The sequence below is a fragment of the Achromobacter pulmonis genome (assembly GCF_021733725.1).
GTDB lineage: Bacteria > Pseudomonadota > Gammaproteobacteria > Burkholderiales > Burkholderiaceae_B > Achromobacter > Achromobacter pulmonis.
Genome location: NZ_JAIFOT010000001.1, coordinates 4,550,936 through 4,566,647, shown reverse-complemented (window position 1 = coordinate 4,566,647; position 15,712 = coordinate 4,550,936). Strand labels below are relative to the sequence as shown.

General features: G+C 70.4%; 14 protein-coding genes. 9 read left to right on the top strand and 5 right to left on the bottom strand.

Features of this window, described 5'->3' with window-relative positions; all coding sequences use genetic code 11:
* Nucleotides 1–47: 47 nt before the first annotated feature.
* A complete protein-coding gene (locus K2W61_RS20930; RefSeq protein ID WP_236756459.1) occupies nt 48–1,388 on the bottom strand; it encodes a carotenoid oxygenase family protein in 1,341 nt (446 codons plus the stop codon).
* A gap of 228 nt (nt 1,389–1,616) precedes the next feature.
* On the opposite strand from K2W61_RS20930, the gene K2W61_RS20925 reads away from it, so the two are divergent.
* The 4 genes from K2W61_RS20925 to K2W61_RS20910 all read left to right on the top strand — a co-directional run bounded on the left by K2W61_RS20925 (nt 1,617) and on the right by K2W61_RS20910 (nt 4,795).
* Nucleotides 1,617–1,862, top strand: coding sequence for a ParD-like family protein (locus K2W61_RS20925; protein ID WP_175135501.1), 246 nt, complete (start codon nt 1,617–1,619; stop codon nt 1,860–1,862).
* The gene (gene map, locus K2W61_RS20920) at nt 1,863–2,654 is read left to right on the top strand and encodes a type I methionyl aminopeptidase (protein WP_175139754.1); all 792 of its coding nucleotides are present in this window, start codon (nt 1,863–1,865) and stop codon (nt 2,652–2,654) included.
* A gap of 98 nt (nt 2,655–2,752) precedes the next feature.
* Nucleotides 2,753–3,973 carry an MFS transporter gene (locus K2W61_RS20915; RefSeq protein ID WP_236756458.1) on the top strand — a complete coding sequence of 407 codons (1,221 nt, stop codon included), beginning with the start codon at nt 2,753–2,755 and terminating at the stop codon, nt 3,971–3,973.
* A 180-nt stretch (nt 3,974–4,153) separates the two neighbouring features.
* Entirely contained in the window at nt 4,154–4,795 is a 642-nt protein-coding gene (locus K2W61_RS20910; protein ID WP_175135498.1) for a glutathione S-transferase family protein, read from the top strand.
* A 60-nt stretch (nt 4,796–4,855) separates the two neighbouring features.
* Here the strand turns inward: K2W61_RS20910 and sodC are convergent, their stop codons facing one another.
* The 3 genes from sodC to K2W61_RS20895 all read right to left on the bottom strand — a co-directional run bounded on the left by sodC (nt 4,856) and on the right by K2W61_RS20895 (nt 7,891).
* Nucleotides 4,856–5,383, bottom strand: a complete 528-nt coding sequence (gene sodC, locus K2W61_RS20905; protein ID WP_175135497.1) for a superoxide dismutase family protein — start codon at nt 5,381–5,383, stop codon at nt 4,856–4,858.
* 244 nt (nt 5,384–5,627) lie between these two features.
* Entirely contained in the window at nt 5,628–6,872 is a 1,245-nt protein-coding gene (locus K2W61_RS20900; protein ID WP_175140095.1) for a DUF445 domain-containing protein, read from the bottom strand.
* A gap of 149 nt (nt 6,873–7,021) precedes the next feature.
* Nucleotides 7,022–7,891 (bottom strand): LysR substrate-binding domain-containing protein, encoded by an 870-nt coding sequence (locus K2W61_RS20895; RefSeq protein WP_175135496.1) that lies wholly within the window; start codon nt 7,889–7,891, stop codon nt 7,022–7,024.
* A gap of 182 nt (nt 7,892–8,073) precedes the next feature.
* On the opposite strand from K2W61_RS20895, the gene eno reads away from it, so the two are divergent.
* Both eno and K2W61_RS20885 read left to right on the top strand, forming a co-directional pair.
* Nucleotides 8,074–9,354, top strand: coding sequence for a phosphopyruvate hydratase (gene eno / locus K2W61_RS20890; RefSeq protein ID WP_175139751.1), 1,281 nt, complete (start codon nt 8,074–8,076; stop codon nt 9,352–9,354).
* Nucleotides 9,355–9,438: 84 nt separating this feature from the next.
* The gene (locus tag K2W61_RS20885) at nt 9,439–9,885 is read left to right on the top strand and encodes a DUF2000 family protein (protein WP_236756457.1); all 447 of its coding nucleotides are present in this window, start codon (nt 9,439–9,441) and stop codon (nt 9,883–9,885) included.
* Between the two features lie 67 nt (nt 9,886–9,952).
* Here K2W61_RS20885 and K2W61_RS20880 read toward each other — a convergent pair whose 3' ends face one another.
* The gene (locus K2W61_RS20880) at nt 9,953–10,879 is read right to left on the bottom strand and encodes a LysR family transcriptional regulator (RefSeq protein WP_175135493.1); all 927 of its coding nucleotides are present in this window, start codon (nt 10,877–10,879) and stop codon (nt 9,953–9,955) included.
* Nucleotides 10,880–11,160: 281 nt separating this feature from the next.
* On the opposite strand from K2W61_RS20880, the gene K2W61_RS20875 reads away from it, so the two are divergent.
* The 3 genes from K2W61_RS20875 to K2W61_RS20865 are packed head-to-tail and all read left to right on the top strand — an operon-like array spanning nt 11,161 to nt 15,706.
* Nucleotides 11,161–13,281 carry a 3-hydroxyacyl-CoA dehydrogenase NAD-binding domain-containing protein gene (locus K2W61_RS20875; protein WP_236756456.1) on the top strand — a complete coding sequence of 707 codons (2,121 nt, stop codon included), beginning with the start codon at nt 11,161–11,163 and terminating at the stop codon, nt 13,279–13,281.
* A 35-nt stretch (nt 13,282–13,316) separates the two neighbouring features.
* Nucleotides 13,317–14,498, top strand: a complete 1,182-nt coding sequence (locus tag K2W61_RS20870; protein WP_175135491.1) for an acetyl-CoA C-acyltransferase — start codon at nt 13,317–13,319, stop codon at nt 14,496–14,498.
* Between the two features lie 11 nt (nt 14,499–14,509).
* Nucleotides 14,510–15,706 carry an acyl-CoA dehydrogenase family protein gene (locus K2W61_RS20865; RefSeq protein WP_236756455.1) on the top strand — a complete coding sequence of 399 codons (1,197 nt, stop codon included), beginning with the start codon at nt 14,510–14,512 and terminating at the stop codon, nt 15,704–15,706.
* Nucleotides 15,707–15,712 lie beyond the last annotated feature (6 nt).

Here is a 15,712-nt window from a genome sequence, read left to right as displayed (position 1 = left end):
ACAAGGCCACCACGGGCGCCGCGCACGGTGGCGATGCCCGGCCCCGCTCAGCCGCCGCCCGCCTCGCGCGGCAGCCAGGCGCCATGGAAACCCGCCGGAATCCGCCGGGGCAGACGCACCGTCGCCAGCGGCCCGGCCGCCAGGTCACGCGCGTCCAGCACCACCACATCGCTGGTATCGCTGGCCTGGCGATACACGCACGCCAGCACCCAGCCGTCGTCCTCGGCGCGCCCCCCAGGACGCGGCACGAACACGGGCTCGCTGTTCTGGTCGCCCGGCGGCACCCTGTAGTGCTGCCGCGCGCCGCTCTCCAGGTCGTAGCGCACCACGCCTCGCATCTCGCGGTTGTTGGGTTGCTCCACCGCATAACCGTAGCGGTAGGCGCGGCCGGTCCTGCCTTCGTTGATGCGCGGCAATTCGATGCCGGCATCGTCCAGCGCGCGTCCGGCGACACGGCCGGCGTCCAGGTCGATCTCGTAGCGCCACAACACGCCCAGCGGATTGTCCTCGAAACCCGTGCCATGGCGCGCCAGCCGCAGGTATTCCGGATAGCGCACCACGTCCAGCACCAGCGTCGACGCGTCGGCCTCGTACGCATTCACCACATGCAGGATGAAACATGGCGCCACCTCGAACCAGCGCACCGGACCGCCATGGCGCGCAATCACGCCCAGCCGCGACGGGCGTTCGTCAAGCCAGCGCAGCGGCATGCGGTAGCCGCGCGACAACATCGAAAAGTCGTAGGCGACGTTCAAGTCCAGCAGGATGCTGTAGCGCGCCGTGATCGCCATGTCATGCATCATCGACGGCCCCGGCACCTCGATCCGCTGATCCACCCGCTGGCGGCCGTCGGCGTCCGTCACGCCGTAGCGCAGCCAGGGCGGCTCCCAATGGGCGCGGAAACTCATCAATTCGCCAGTCTCCGGGTCCACCTTGGGATGCGCTGTCATCCCGCCCGCCAGGCCGGGATGGCGGCGGCTGGCGCCCAGGAATTCCAGCGCCGGCGTCATCGCCAGCGGCGCCCCGCCCTCGGCCAGCGCCAGGATTTCGCCGGCATGGCGCAGCACATTGACGTTGGGATTGGTGTCGGGCAGCGCGGCCACGGCCTGCGGGGCATATTCGCGCGCCCAGATCCGGGTGCGCGCCCAGCGGTTGCGGTAGCCGCTGGCGCGTCCGTCGCGAAAATCAATGGCATGCAGCATCGCCGGCTGCGGCCACCACGACAGCACGTCGTTGCCCTCGAAACGGCCGCGCAAGGGATTGGGCCCGTTGCGAACCAGCACCCCGTCCAGCCCGGGCGGCAGTGTGCCGTCCACGGCCAGGTCGGTCAGGTCGGCTTCGTCTGCCAACGGCGCCGTGGCGCCGGCGTTCAAGTCGAACGTCGTCATACTTGTTTCCTTGGGGAGGGGAGAAGCCGCTATTTTTACCCGGATTAAATAGTCACGTCAATATTACCCGGATTAAATTTATGCGCGGCGTCTGCCGCCCGCCTGAGCCTCCGGAGGCGCCCCTGCCCTGCGCCGGCACGCCGCGCCACGGCCGCGCGGGATTTGCATCCGGCCCCGCGATTGCGATAACATACGTTCCATATATAAATCGTATATGGAACAACCCCTATGGGCATCGTCAAGATTTCCGAGCAGATGCACGAAAACCTGCGCGTGGCCAGCGGCGCGCTCAGCCGCTCGATCAATGCGCAGGCCGAACATTGGATGCGCATCGGCATGCTGTCCGAGCTTTATCCCGAACTGCGCCACGCCGACATCTGCCAGTTGCTGATCCGCATCGAGCAGGCGGAAGGTTTCAGCATCGCCGCCCTGTCCCAGGGACAGGCGGCCACCAGCCAGCGGGAGGCCGCGTAAATGGCGCGCAAGGTTTCCATCAAGTCCGCCGCCGACATTGCCATGGCCCGCAAGGCCGGCGCCCTGGCCGCGGACGTGCTGCACATGATCGCCGAGCACGTGCGCCCCGGCGTCACCACGGACGAACTCGACCGCATCTGCCATGACTACATCGTCAACGTGCAGAAGGCGATTCCCGCCAACGTCGGCTACCACGGCTTTCCCAAGACCATCTGCGCCTCGGCCAACCACGTGATCTGTCACGGCATCCCGTCGGCCAAGGTGCTCAAGAACGGCGACATCCTCAACATCGATGTGGCCGTCATCAAGGACGGCTGGTTCGGCGATACCAGCCGCATGTATTTCGTCGGCCAGCCCAGCCCGTTGGCGCGGCGCCTGGTCAACACCACTTACGAAGCCATGCGCGCCGGCATCATGGCGGTCAGGCCCGGCGCCACGCTGGGCGATATCGGCCACGCCATCCAGACGGTCGCGCACCGCGAGCACTTCAGCATCGTGCGCGAGTACTGTGGCCATGGCATCGGCCAGATCTACCACGACGAGCCGCAGGTGCTGCACTATGGCCGCCCGGGCGAGGGTCTGGTGCTGCAGCCGGGCATGATGTTCACCATCGAGCCCATGATCAACGCCGGCAAGCCGCAAACCAAGCAGTTGCCCGACGGCTGGACCGTGGTCACCAAGGACCGCTCGCTGTCGGCGCAGTGGGAGCACATGGTGGTCGTCACCGACACCGGCTATGACGTCCTGACGTCCTGGCCGGACGGCTTCGGCGACTACCCGCCGATTCCCTGACGCCCCCCGCCGGCGACGGCAATTAACGGAGTGCGGCGCGCACGGGGCCCGGCCATGATCGGGCCCTTGTCGTTTTCGCGGCCCACCGCGCGCTGCCCATGTCCACCCTGCCCCCGGCCTTTGGCCGGCTCGCCCGTTCCAACCTGGCGGCCCAGTTCTCCGAACAGATCGCCCTGGCGGCGGCGCCGCTGGTGGCGGTGCTGGCGCTGGGCGCCACGGCCACCCAGACCGGCTACCTGCAGACCGCCCAGACTCTGCCGTTCCTGCTGCTGTCGCTGCCCGCCGGCGTGCTGGCCGACCGCCTGCCGCGCCGTACCCTGATGACCTGCGCCGAATGCGTGCGCGCCGCCAGTCTGCTGGCGCTGCTGGCCCTGCTGGCGCTGGACGGTTTGAGCCTGGGCTGGCTGGCGGCGCTGGGGTTCCTGGGCGCGGTCGGCACCGTGGCCTACAACGTCGCCGCGCCGGCGCTGCTGCCGACCCTGGTGCCCGCGCCCTTCCTGGGCCAGGCCAATCGCTGGCTGGAACTGGCGCGCAGCGCGGCCTTCTCGGCCGGGCCGGCGTTGGGCGGCGCCTTGGTCGGCGGCGTCGGCGCGGCGGTCGCCTACGGCCTGGCGACGCTGCTGTCGCTGCTGGCCGCCGGCCTGCTCGCGGGCCTGCCGCAGGAGGCGCCGCGCGCTGCCACGCGGCGCCACCTGTGGCACGAGCTGCGCGATGGCGCCGCCTTCGTGGCGGGCCACCCGCTGCTGCGGCCGGTGCTGGTAACGGCAGTGTTCTTCAACCTCGCCTGGTTCGTGCTGCAGGCGGTCTATGTGGTGTATGCGGTGGCGCGGCTGGGGCTGGACGCGGCGGGCGTCGGCATCACGCTCGGCATCTACGGCGCCGGCATGCTGGCCGGCGCACTGGCGGCGCCCTGGCTGGCCAGCCGGCTGCCGTTCGGCGCCTTGATCGCCGCGGGGCCGCTGTGCGCGCTGGCGGCCAGCCTGATGCTGCTGTCGACGCTGGCGCTGCCGTCCGCGATCTGGGCCGGGCTGGGCTTCTTCCTGTTCGGCGCCGGGCCGATCCTGTGGACCATCGCCACCACCACGCTGCGCCAGGCCGTCACGCCGAACGTGCTGCTCGGGCGGGTGTCGGCCGTGATCGTCACGGCCACCTTCGGCGCCCGGCCGGTGGGCGCGCTGATCGGCGCGGCGCTGGCTTCACGGCTGGGGCTGGAAGCCTGCCTGTGGGTCTCCAGCGCCGGGTTCGTGGCGCAGTTCGTGGTGCTGGCGGTATCGCCGGTGCCGCGGCTGCGGCACCAGCCGGAGCCCGTGGCGGGCTGAAGCAACGGGCTGCGCGCGGACGGCCGCGGCGCGCCTGGGACTGAATAGATCTGTTGCGGCCGCGCAAGGGCCGATCTGTATCTGGCGCCAGCCGGCAACGGCCACTAGACTGAATTATCGCCGTCAACGGGCCCGGTTGGCCCCGCGCGGCGTCCCCCGTGTCCCTGCCCCGCTTGCGCCATGCTGAATATCCTGGGAAAAGCCGCTTCCATCAACGTCCGCAAAGTGCTCTGGACCTGCGTCGAACTGGCGCTGCCATTCACGCGCGAAGACTGGGGCGCGGGTTTCCGCGCGACCAGCGAGCCCGCCTTCCTGGCGCTCAATCCGAACGCGATGGTGCCGGTGCTGCGCGATGGCGACTTCGTGCTGTGGGAATCGAACAGCATCATCCGTTACCTGGCCAACCAGTACGGCGGCACGCGCAACCCGGCCTGGTACCCGGCCGAGCCGCGCCGCCGCGCCCGGGTCGACCAATGGCTGGACTGGCAGGCGGCCGACCTGAACCGTGCCTGGAGCTATGCCTTCATGGCGCTGGCGCGGCAATCGCCCGCGCACCAGGACGCGGCCGCCATCGCGGCCTCCAGCCGCGACTGGGGGCATTTCATGGGAATCCTGGAACGGCGCCTGCAAGAGACCGGCGCCTATGTCGCCGGCGAGGCCTTCACGCTGGCCGATATTGCAATCGGCCTGTCGGTGAACCGGTGGTTCCAGACGCCGCTGGATAGCGCCTTGCGGCCCGACCTGCCGGCGGTCGCCGCGTATTACGACCGCTTGGCCGAGCGGCCGGGCTACCGCGAGCATGGCCGCAACGGCACGGCGTAGCGCGATCCGGCCTGCCCGGCCCCGCCGCGCCCGTCATGCGTTTTGCGTGGCGCGCGCCGTTTACTTGATCACGCCGCAGATCATGCGCCCGCCCCCGCCGCCCAACGGCTTGGGAGTATCGCTGTAGTTGTCGGCGCCCACGTGGATCATCAGCGCGCGCTGCTTCACATCGGCCAGCTTCAGGCGCGGCGCCACCACGGCGGTCTTGGCCGAACCGTCGGCCGCCACCGTGATGAAGGGCAGGTCGCCCAGGTGGCCATCGGTGGCCAGGGGCCCCTTGTGCGCCTTGGTGTTGTGGGGGTCCAGGTGGCCGCCCGCGGCGCCGCCCGGCACCACCTTGCCATCGACCGTGGTCGACGCGCAGGATCCCTTTTCATGCACATGGAAACCGTGCTCGCCGGGCGGCAGGCCCATCAGCTTGGGGGTGAACTTCAGGCCTTGCTTGGTCTGTTCCAGCGTGATGGTGCCGGCGCTCTTGCCCACGGAGCCGTCGTCGTTCAGGAATGACATCGTGACGCTCTCGGCCTGGGCGACGGCCGAACCGCCGGCCAGCGCCAATGTTGCAATGAGGATCGAGAATTTCTTCATGGACTTGCCTCCTGGGAGTGATGCGCGTGATACGGGCCGCCCGGCCGGGCGGCGGTCGTCCCGGAACCCGCCGGGCAGGCCCGGGGACTGCCAACGACAATAGCACCGCGCCAAGGCGCTTCGCCAGCAATCTTCGTTCCTGATACATCGGATACGTCCGTAAATGCGCGACGGCGACCGCGCCCTGCCTGGCGCTCGATGACCGGCCCGCGCGAGGTGTATGTCAGGGTGGGGAAACAGCCCCCTAGCCCGCCGCCAGCAACACCGCCGCGTGCAGCAACACGCCGATCAGGCCGCCGACCAGCGTGCCGTTGAAGCGGATGTATTGCAGGTCGCGCCCTACGCTCAGTTCCAGCTCGTCGACCAGGTGGCGTTCGTCCCACAATTTGACGGTGCGCGCGATGTGTTCGGTCACGCCGATGCGCAGCCGTCCGGTCAGCCGGCGCGCCGCGCCCAGCACATGGCCGTTGATGGCCTCGCGCAGCGCCGGGTCTTCGCCCAGTTTGCGCGCCAGCGCCAGCAAGGCGCTTTCCAGGTGCGCCGCCAAGGCCGACTGTTCGTCGCTCAGGTCGCGCCGCAGCGCCGCATGGATGTCGTCCCACAGCCCCTGCACATACTCCTGCACCTGGGGGTGGTCGATGGCGCGCTGCTTCATGGCTTCGACCTGCGCGGCCAGTGCCGGGTCGGTCCGCAGGCGCGCGATGTAGTCCAGCACCCAGGCCTCATAGTCGCGCCGCACCGGGTGGTCCGGCTCCGACAGCACGTCGCGCAGTTCCTGCACCAGCGCCCGCGCCAGGCGGTCGGCCAGGTTGTCGGCGATGCCCTCGACCGAGCCGATCACATCCACCGCCTTGATGATGCGCGGCCACTCCTTGCGCGCGAACTTCACCAGCAGCGCCGAGGCGCGCTCCTTGACGTCCTCGTCGCCCAGGTAGCCGCCCAGGCGCTCCATCGCCGCGTCCAGCAATTGCTGGTGGCGGCCATCGCGCGTCAGCAGGCCCAACACCTCGCCGGCGGTGCCGGCCGCGTCCCAGCGCCGCAGGTTCTTCACCACGAATTCCTGGATGACGCCACGCACCGCCTGGTCATCCAGCAGGTCCAGCGTCTGCAAGGCCACCCGGCGCGCGCCGTCGCTGAGCGCGCGCGCCTGCCTGGGCCGCGCCAGCCAGCGCGACAGGCGCGCGGCCGGGTCGAAGCCGCGCAGCTTTTCCATCAGCGCGTCCGGATCGAGGAAGTGGTCGCGCACGAACACCGCCAGGTTGTCGCCGATGCGATCCTTGTTGCTGGGAATGATGGCGGTGTGCGGAATCGGCAGGCCCATGGGCCGGCGAAACAGCGCCACCACCGCGAACCAGTCGGCCAGCGCGCCCACCGTGGCCGCTTCGCAGAAGGCCCGCACCCAGGCCCAGGCGCCCTGCCCGCCCATCAGGTGGCTGGTGATGAAACCGCTGATCATGGCCGCCAGCAGCGCCAGCGCCAGGATCTTCATGCGCCGCAGCTGCGCGCGGCGCGCCTGCGATGCCAGCGCCGAACGGGGGGCGAACGCGTTGGCGGAGGGACTGGCGGAAGGCGGCGTCTCGGTCATGGAATCTCCAGCGCAAATGCCCGCCCAGCATACCAAGCGGGCCGGCCGCGGCGTCAGTCGCCGTCGCCGGCCAGCGCGCCGCGCAGCCAGGCGATGAAGGCGTCGGCATGGGCGGTGCGCGCGCGGCCGGCGGCCGGCACCGCGCACAGGCCGCCCTCGAAGGGCACGAAGCCATGGGGCGCCACCAGCAGGCCGTCCTGCAATTCGCGCGCGATCAGGCGCCGCTCGACCAGGGCCACTCCCAGGCCCGAGAGCGCCGCTTCGATGCACAAGTGGGTATGCGGGAACGCCAATGTGTCGCCCAGCGCTGCCGGCTGGCCGGTGATGGCCTCCCATTGGTCCCAGGCGCTGGAGGTGTATTCATGCGCAATGCGGGCGCGCGCGGCCGGCTTCCTGCGCGCATAGGCCGGCGTGCAGACCGCGCCGAAGCGCACCGGCGCCAGCGCCAACGCCCGGCGCCGGTCGGCCTCGGCGTAGCCGGACAGGTCCCAGGCCAGGATCAGGTCGGCGCCTTCGTTGCGCATCTCGCGCGCCGAGGTCATCGACAGGCGGATGCGGATCTCGGGATGCTTGCGGTAGAACACGGCCAGTTGCGGCACCAGCCAGCGCATGGCGAAGGTGGCGCTGCAGGCCACGTGCAGCCCGGGCGCCTGCGACTCGCGCGCCAGGCGTTCGTAGGCGTTTTCCAACTGGTCGAAGGCCGCCCGCACCGCGGCGTAGAAGGTGGCGCCAGCCTGCGTCAGGCGCAGGCCGGTGCCGTCCTTTTCGAACAGCGCCACGCCGGCGTGTTCCTGCAGCAGGCGCAGATGGCGGCTGATCGCGCCATGGCTGCGGCACAGTTCCTCGGCGGCGCGCGTGACCGAACCGCTGCGGGCGATGGCCTCGAAGGCGCGGACGGCGGACAGGGGTGGAAGCTGGCGCATGGTTATTGGTCAGGAAAACTGACGAAGTAGCAGAAAAACTGCATTGTCGGCGGGCAGGCCTGTTTTTAGCATGGCGGCATTGAATCCGGGCCTGGAACCCCCATCGACATGGCGGCGCCGGGCCGGCAACGATTTCATTTATTTGATTTACCTGACGATCTTCCACCCCCTCGGAGCCCCCCATGCAGATCACTCACCTGGCCGCCCACGAAGCCCTGGACAGCCGCGGCAACCCCACCGTCGAAGTCGAGGTGCGCCTGGACGACGGCGCCCATGGCCTGGCGCTGGTGCCATCGGGCGCCTCCACCGGCAAGCGCGAGGCGCGGGAACGGCGCGACGGCGACCGCGCCCGCTACCTGGGCAGGGGCGTGCTCGGCGCGGTCGAGGCGGTCAACACGACGCTGCGCCCGGCGCTGCTCGGCCTGCCGGCCGATCAGCAGGCCCATATCGACCAGCGCATGATCGCGCTGGACGGCACGCCCGACAAAAGCCGGCTGGGCGCCAACGCCCTGCTGGGCGTGTCGCTGGCGGTGGCGCGCGCGGCGGCCGCCAGCCAGAGGCTGCCGCTGTGGCGTCACGTGGGCGGCATGCAGGCGCAAACCCTGCCCGTGCCGATGATCAACATCATCAACGGCGGCGCGCACGCCGACAATCCGCTCGATTTCCAGGAATTCATGATTTTGCCGGTGGGCGCGGACAGCTTGCGCGAAGCCCTGCGCATGGGCGCGGAGGTCTTCCACACGCTGCGTCTGGCGCTCAAGGCCGCCGGCCACAGCGTCAACGTGGGCGATGAAGGCGGCTTCGCGCCGATGCTGCGCAACGCGCCCGAAGCGCTGGACTTCATCATGGCGGCGATCGAACGCGCCGGCCTGCGTCCTGGCACCGACGTCGCGCTGGCGCTGGACCCGGCCGCCAGCGAATTGCACGGCGCCGACGGCTACCGCTATCGAGGCGAAAACCTGCTGCGCAGCGCCGAGCAGCAGGTGCAGTACCTGGCCGGCCTGGTGCGCGACTACCCCATCGTGTCGATCGAGGACGGCATGGCCGAGGACGACACGGTCGGCTGGAAGGTGCTGGGCGCGACGCTGGGCAGCGCCTGCCAGTTGGTGGGCGATGACGTGTTCTGCACCCAACCGTGGCTGTTCCAGACCGGCATCGAACAGGGCATCGGCAACGCGATCCTGGTCAAGATCAACCAGGTCGGCACGCTCAGCGAAACCTGGCGCGTGCTGGCGCTGGCGCGCCAGGCCGGCTATGGCGTGGTCATGTCGCACCGTTCCGGCGAAACCGAAGACACCAGCATCGCCGACCTGGCGGTGGCGGCCAATTGCGGCATGATCAAGACCGGCTCGCTGTCGCGCGCCGACCGCACCGCCAAGTACAACCGCCTGCTGCGCATCGAGCGCGAGCTGGGCGCGGCGGCGGTGTATGCCGGCGCCCGCGCCCTGGCGCGGCGCGGGTAGCGATGTGCCGGGGCGCGTTCACAGGCGTTCAAGACAGCGGCGGCGCAGCGGCGGACCATGGCGCTTTTTGCCCAGGAGCCCCGCATGACTGTCCAACCCGCCCCCCTCGCCCCCGCCCAGCCAGACAAAGTCGTGATCGTGCTGGCGGCGGGGCTGGACCAGGGCCAGGCCGCCAACGCCTCGGCCTGCCTGGCCGCCGGCCTGGCGGCGCGGCAGGCCGCCTGGGCAGGTGAGCCCTTGCGCGATGCCGATGGCATGGCGTCGGCGGCGATCTCGCACCTGCCCATCATCGTGCTGACGGCCGACAAACCCCGCATGGCGCAGTTGCGCGAGCGGCTGGCGCAGCCGCTGCCGGATGGCGCCTGCATGACGCTGTTTCCGGCGTATGCGCGCCAGATCCACGAGGCCGCCGAATACTGGACCCGGCATCGGCAGACCTCGCATCGCGACCAGCCGCTGCTTGGCGTGGGCCTGGCCGGGCCCCGGCGCTGGGTCAATGCCCTGAGCGGCAGCCTGCCAATGCTGCGTTGACAGGCGTTGATTGATCGGTCGCGGCGAGCGGCCAGACCCGGCCGCGCAGCGCCCGGGCCGGCCTGCCCTATGCCGCGCCCAACAGCCCGGGCCGCCCTTCGTGCGCGGCCCGGGCGCGCTGCTGGATGAATTCGATCATCATCGCGATGGCGCGCGGATGGTGGCGGTTGGGCATGTACAGCATGTACATGCCGCGGCCGAAGATGCTGAGGCGCCATTGCGGCAAAGCGGCGATCAGGTCGCCGCGCGCGATGTCGTCATGCACCACGTAGTCCGGCACCACGCCGATGCCCAGCCCGGCCAGCATGGCGTCGCGCAGGAAAGCGTAGTTGCGCGAGATGATGGTGGGCTCCAGCACCACGTGCTGGCGCGGCTGGCCGCCGTAATAGGCCGACAGCCGCAGCGGCCGGCCGATGACGGCGGCGCTGATGACCGGCAGGCGCGCCAGCTCGGCCGGCTTGTCCGGCAGACCGCGCTCGCGCACGAAAGCGGGCGAGGCGCAGGCCACGTAGCGCACCTGGCCCAGTTCGCGCGCCACCAGGTTGTGCGGCGGCTCGGACATGATGCGCACGGCGATGTCGACCTCGTCGCGCAGCAGGTCGTCGACGCTGTTCTCGAACAGCACGTCCAGCACGATGTCCGGGTAGGCGCGCTTGAATTCCAGCAGCCACGGGGTCATCACGAACTGGCCGTAACCGCTGGGCACGCTCAGCCGCACCTTGCCCTGCGGCGTCTTGCCCAGGGACTCGACCGCTTCGCGCGCGGCCGCCAGTTCGTCCTGGATGCTGCGGCCGTGCTGGTACAGCTTCAGGCCGATCTCGGTGGGCTCGACGTGGCGCGTCGTGCGCCGCAGCAGTTGCATGCCGACCGCGCGTTCCAACTGGGTCAGGTGATAGCTGACGTTGGCCCGCGTCATCTTCAGGCGGCGCGCGGCTTCGCTCAGGTTGCCGGCGTCCAGGATCTCCACCAGCAGGGTCAGCGCTTTCGTGTCCATATCGAATCTCCCGGGGCGGCCGGCATTTCCCCCTGGAACCCGTCACCCCGACGGCGATTGTCAATTTTTTTTATCGTCAATGTCAATTATTGATGGCATTGTCAAGACTTCTTTGCTGGGAAAGAATACGCAGATACAAGACGGGCCGTTCCTGGCCCGCCAGGCGCCGCGACGGCGCCGCGTCCGCTCCGGGGCGCGCCGATCCGCCGAGTCCGCTCGGCCCGGTCGATCCGCCCCGGCCCGGCCGGCGCGGGCGGCGACCTTAACGGAGACACTGTCCCATGACAGCCAGCGCACCCGCCGGCGCGGTGCATACGCGCCGCGACGGCGACATTCTTGTCGTCACCATCGATCATCCCCCCGTCAATGCCCTCAGCGCCGACGTGCGCGCCGGTCTGGCGCGCGCCATCGAGCAGGCCCAGGGCGAGCCGCAGGTGCGGGCCGTGCTGTTGACCGGCGCCGGCAACAACTTCATCGCCGGCGCCGATATCCGCGAATTCGGCAAGCCGCCGCGTCCGCCCGCCCTGCCCGATGTCTGCAACCAGATCGAAGCCTGCGCCAAGCCGGTGGTGGCCGCGCTGCACGGCGCCGCGCTCGGCGGTGGCCTGGAAGTGGCGCTGGCGGCGCATTACCGCGTGGCGCTGCCCGGCGCCAAGCTGGGCCTGCCGGAAGTGACGCTGGGCCTGCTGCCCGGCGCCGGCGGCACCCAGCGTACGCCGCGCCTGATCGGCGCCGCGGCGGCGCTGGACCTGATGCTGTCGGGCAAGCCGATGACGGCGCAGGCCGCCGTCGCGGCCGGGCTGGCCGACGAACTGGCGGCCGGCACCGATCCGCTGGTCGCCGGTCTGGACTACACCCGCCGGCTGCTGGCCGAAGGCGCCACGCCGCGCCGCAGCCGCGACGGCCAGGCGCTGGCCGACAAGGCCGCCGCCCTGGCCGCGGTGGACGCCGCCGGCCAGCGCATCGCCGCCAGCACGCGCGGCCTGTTTTCGCCCGCCAAGATCCTGGACGCCGTGCGCGCCGCCGTCGAACTGCCGTTCGACGAGGGCCTGCGCGCCGAGCGCACGCTGTTCCTGCAATGCCTGGACAGCCCGCAGCGCGCCGGCCTGGTCCACGCCTTTTTCGCCGAGCGCGAAACCGCCAAGATCCCCGAATTGAAGCAAGCCGCGCCGCGCCGGCTCGACAGTGTCGGCGTGATCGGCGGCGGCACCATGGGCGCGGGCATCGCCGTGGCGGTGCTGGACGCGGGCCTGCCGGTGATCATGGTGGAACAGGACGCCGCCGCGCTGGCACGCGGTCGCCAGCGCGTCGAGCACGTCTACGACCTGCTGGTCGGCAAGGGCCGCATGACGGCCGATGAACGCGCCACCCGCCTGGCGCGCCTGACCGGCGCCACCGACTATGCCGCCCTGGGCGCGGCCGACCTGATCATCGAAGCCGTGTTCGAGGACATGGACGTCAAGCTGGCGGTGTTCGCGCAACTGGACCGCGTGGCCAAGCCGGGCGCGGTGCTGGCCACCAATACCTCATACCTGGACGTGGACCGCATCGCCCAGGCCACGCGCAGCCCGGCGGACGTGCTGGGCCTGCACTTCTTCTCGCCGGCCAACATCATGAAGCTGCTGGAAGTGGTGGTGGGCCGCCAGACCGCCGCCGACACCGTGGCCACCGGCTTCGAACTGGCGCGCCGCCTGCGCAAGATCCCGGTGCGCGCCGGCGTCTGCGACGGCTTCATCGGCAATCGCATCCTGGCGGTGCACCGCCAGGCGGCCGACATGATGATGGAGGACGGCGCCTCGCCCTATGAGATCGACGCGGCGGTGCGCGACTTCGGCTACCCCATGGGTCCGTACCAGATGGCCGACCTGGCCGGCGGCGACATCGGCTGGGCCACCCGCAAGCGCCGCGCCGCCACGCGCGATCCGGCGCTGCGCTACGTGCAGATCCCCGACCGCCTGTGCGAGCGCGGCTGGTTCGGCCAGAAGACCGGCCGCGGCTTCTACCTGTATCCCGATGGCGCGCGCCAAGGCACGCCCGACCCGGAAGTGCTGGCCATCATCGACGCCGAGCGCCAACGTGCCGGCGTCACCGCGCGCGCCTTCGGCATCGAGGACATCCAGCGCCGCTACCTGGCCGCCATGATCAACGAGGCGGCCAACGTGCTGCACCAGGGCATCGCGCTGCGGCCGTCGGACATCGACATGGTGTTCCTGTCCGGCTACGGCTTTCCGCGTCATCGCGGCGGCCCGATGCACTATGCCGACCGCGTCGGACTGGCCCAGGTGCTGGCGGACATCCGCAGCTTTGCCCAGGAAGACCCGGCGTTCTGGAAGCCGTCGCCGCTGCTGGTGGAACTGGCCGAATCCGGCCGCGACTTCTCCAGCCTGAACCAGGCCGCCTGACCCCATTCATCAACGGACACTCACCGGAAACCGACATGCGCGAAGCCGTCATCGTCTCCACCGCCCGCACGCCCATCACCAAGGCGCAGCGTGGCGAATTCAACCTCATCGCCGGACCGACCCTGGCCGCCCACGCGGTGCGCGCCGCGGTCGAACGCAGCGGCATCGACCCCGCTCAAATCGAGGACGCCTTCATCGGCTGCGGCTACCCCGAGGGCGCCACCGGCCGCAACATCGGCCGCCAGGCCGTGATCCGCGCCGGCCTGCCGGTCAGCATCGGCGGCGCCACCGTCAACCGCTACTGCGCTTCGGGCTTGCAGGCCATCGCCTCGGCCGCGGCGCGCATTGTCATGGACGGCGCGCCCGCCATGATCGCCGGCGGCGTCGAGCTGGTCTCGCAGATCCGCACGCGCGACGACGGCGTCAGCGGCATGGACCCGTGGATCGTGGCCAACAAGCCCGAACTCTACCTGCCCATGATCGAGACCGCCGATATCGTCGCCGCGCGCTACGGCATCAGCCGCGAGGCGCAGGACCGCTTCGCCGCGCAAAGCCAGGCGCGCACGGAGGCCGCCCAGGCCGCCGGCCGCTACCGCGAGGAGATCATCGCCGTCACCACCACCATGACCGTCACCGACCGCGCCACCGGCGCCGTGTCGGAACGCGAGGTCACCGTGGACCAGGACACCTGCAACCGGCCCGGCACCACCGTCGAGGCGCTGGCCAAGCTGGCGCCGGTGCGCGGCCCGGACCAGTTCGTGACGGCAGGCAACGCCTCGCAGTTGTCGGACGGCGCGGCCGCCTGCGTGCTGATGGAAGCGGCCGAGGCGCAGCGCGCCGGCATCCGTCCGCTGGGCGCCTTCCGCGGCCTGGCGATCGCCGGCTGCGAACCCGACGAAATGGGCATCGGCCCGGTCTACGCCGTGCCCAAGCTGCTGGCGCGCCACGGCCTGAAGGTCGACGACATCGACTTGTGGGAACTGAACGAGGCCTTCGCCTCGCAGGCCCTGTACTGCCAGGAACGGCTGGGCATCCCGATGGAGCGGCTGAACGTGAACGGCGGCTCGATCGCGCTGGGCCACCCGTTCGGCGTCACCGGCGCCCGCCTGGCCGGCCATGTGCTGCTGGAAGGCCGCCGCCGCGGCGCGCGCTACGCCGTCGTCACCATGTGCGTGGGCGGCGGCATGGGCGCGGCCGGCCTGTTCGAAATCTACTGAGGAATCGCCCGATGGATCTGGAATTCACCCCCGCAGAAAACGCCTTCCGCGACGAGGTGCGCGCCTTCCTGGCCGCCCACCTGCCGGCGCGCCTGTCGGCCAAGGTCACGCACGGCAAGCTGCTCACGCGCGCCGACATGGTCGAATGGCACGCCATCCTCAACCGCCAGGGCTGGCTCGCCAGCCACTGGCCGGTGGAGTACGGCGGCACCGGCTGGAGCGCCACACAGAAATACATCTTCGACAACGAGTGCGCGCTGGCCGGCGCGCCGCGCATCGTGCCGTTCGGCCTGAGCATGCTGGGCCCGGTGCTGATCAAGTACGGCAACGAGGCGCAGAAGCGCCATTGGCTGCCGCGCATCCTGGATGGCACGGACTGGTGGTGCCAGGGCTACTCCGAGCCCGGCGCGGGCTCCGACCTGGCCTCGGTCAAGACCACCGCGGTGCGCGACGGCGACCACTACATCGTCAACGGCCAGAAGACCTGGACCACGCTGGGCCAGTACGCCAACATGATCTTCTGCCTGGTGCGCACCTCCAGCGAGGGCCGGCGCCAGGAAGGCATCAGCTTCCTGCTGATCGACATGGCCAGCCCGGGCGTGCAGGTGCGCCCCATCATCACGCTGGACGGCGAGCACGAGGTCAACGAGGTGTTCTTCTCGGATGTGCGGGTGCCGGTCGAGAACCTGGTGGGCGAGGAAAACCGGGGCTGGACCTGCGCCAAGTACCTGCTGACCTACGAGCGCACCAACATCGCCGGCGTCGGCCAGTCGACCGCGGCGCTGGAGCGTCTGAAGGCGGTGGCCGCCAGCCAGAAGAAGCATGGCCGGCCGCTGGCCGAGGACCCCGACTTCGCCGCGCGCCTGGCGCGGGTGGAGATCGAACTGGCCAACATGCGCACCACCAACCTGCGCGTAGTGGCGGCGGTGGCCGGCGGCGGCGCGCCCGGCGCCGAGAGCTCGATGCTGAAGATCCGCGGTACCCAGATACGCCAGGAGATCACGGCGCTGAACCGCCGCGCCATGGGGCCCTACGCCCGCCCCTTCGTGGCCGCGGCCCTGCACGACGGCTACGACGCCGCGCCGATCGGCCCCGAGGGCGCCGACAGCGCCGCGGCGCAGTACTTCAACAACCGCAAGCTGTCGATCTTCGGCGGCTCCAACGAAATCCAGAAGAACATCATCTCCAAGATGATTCTGGGACTGTAAAGGCCG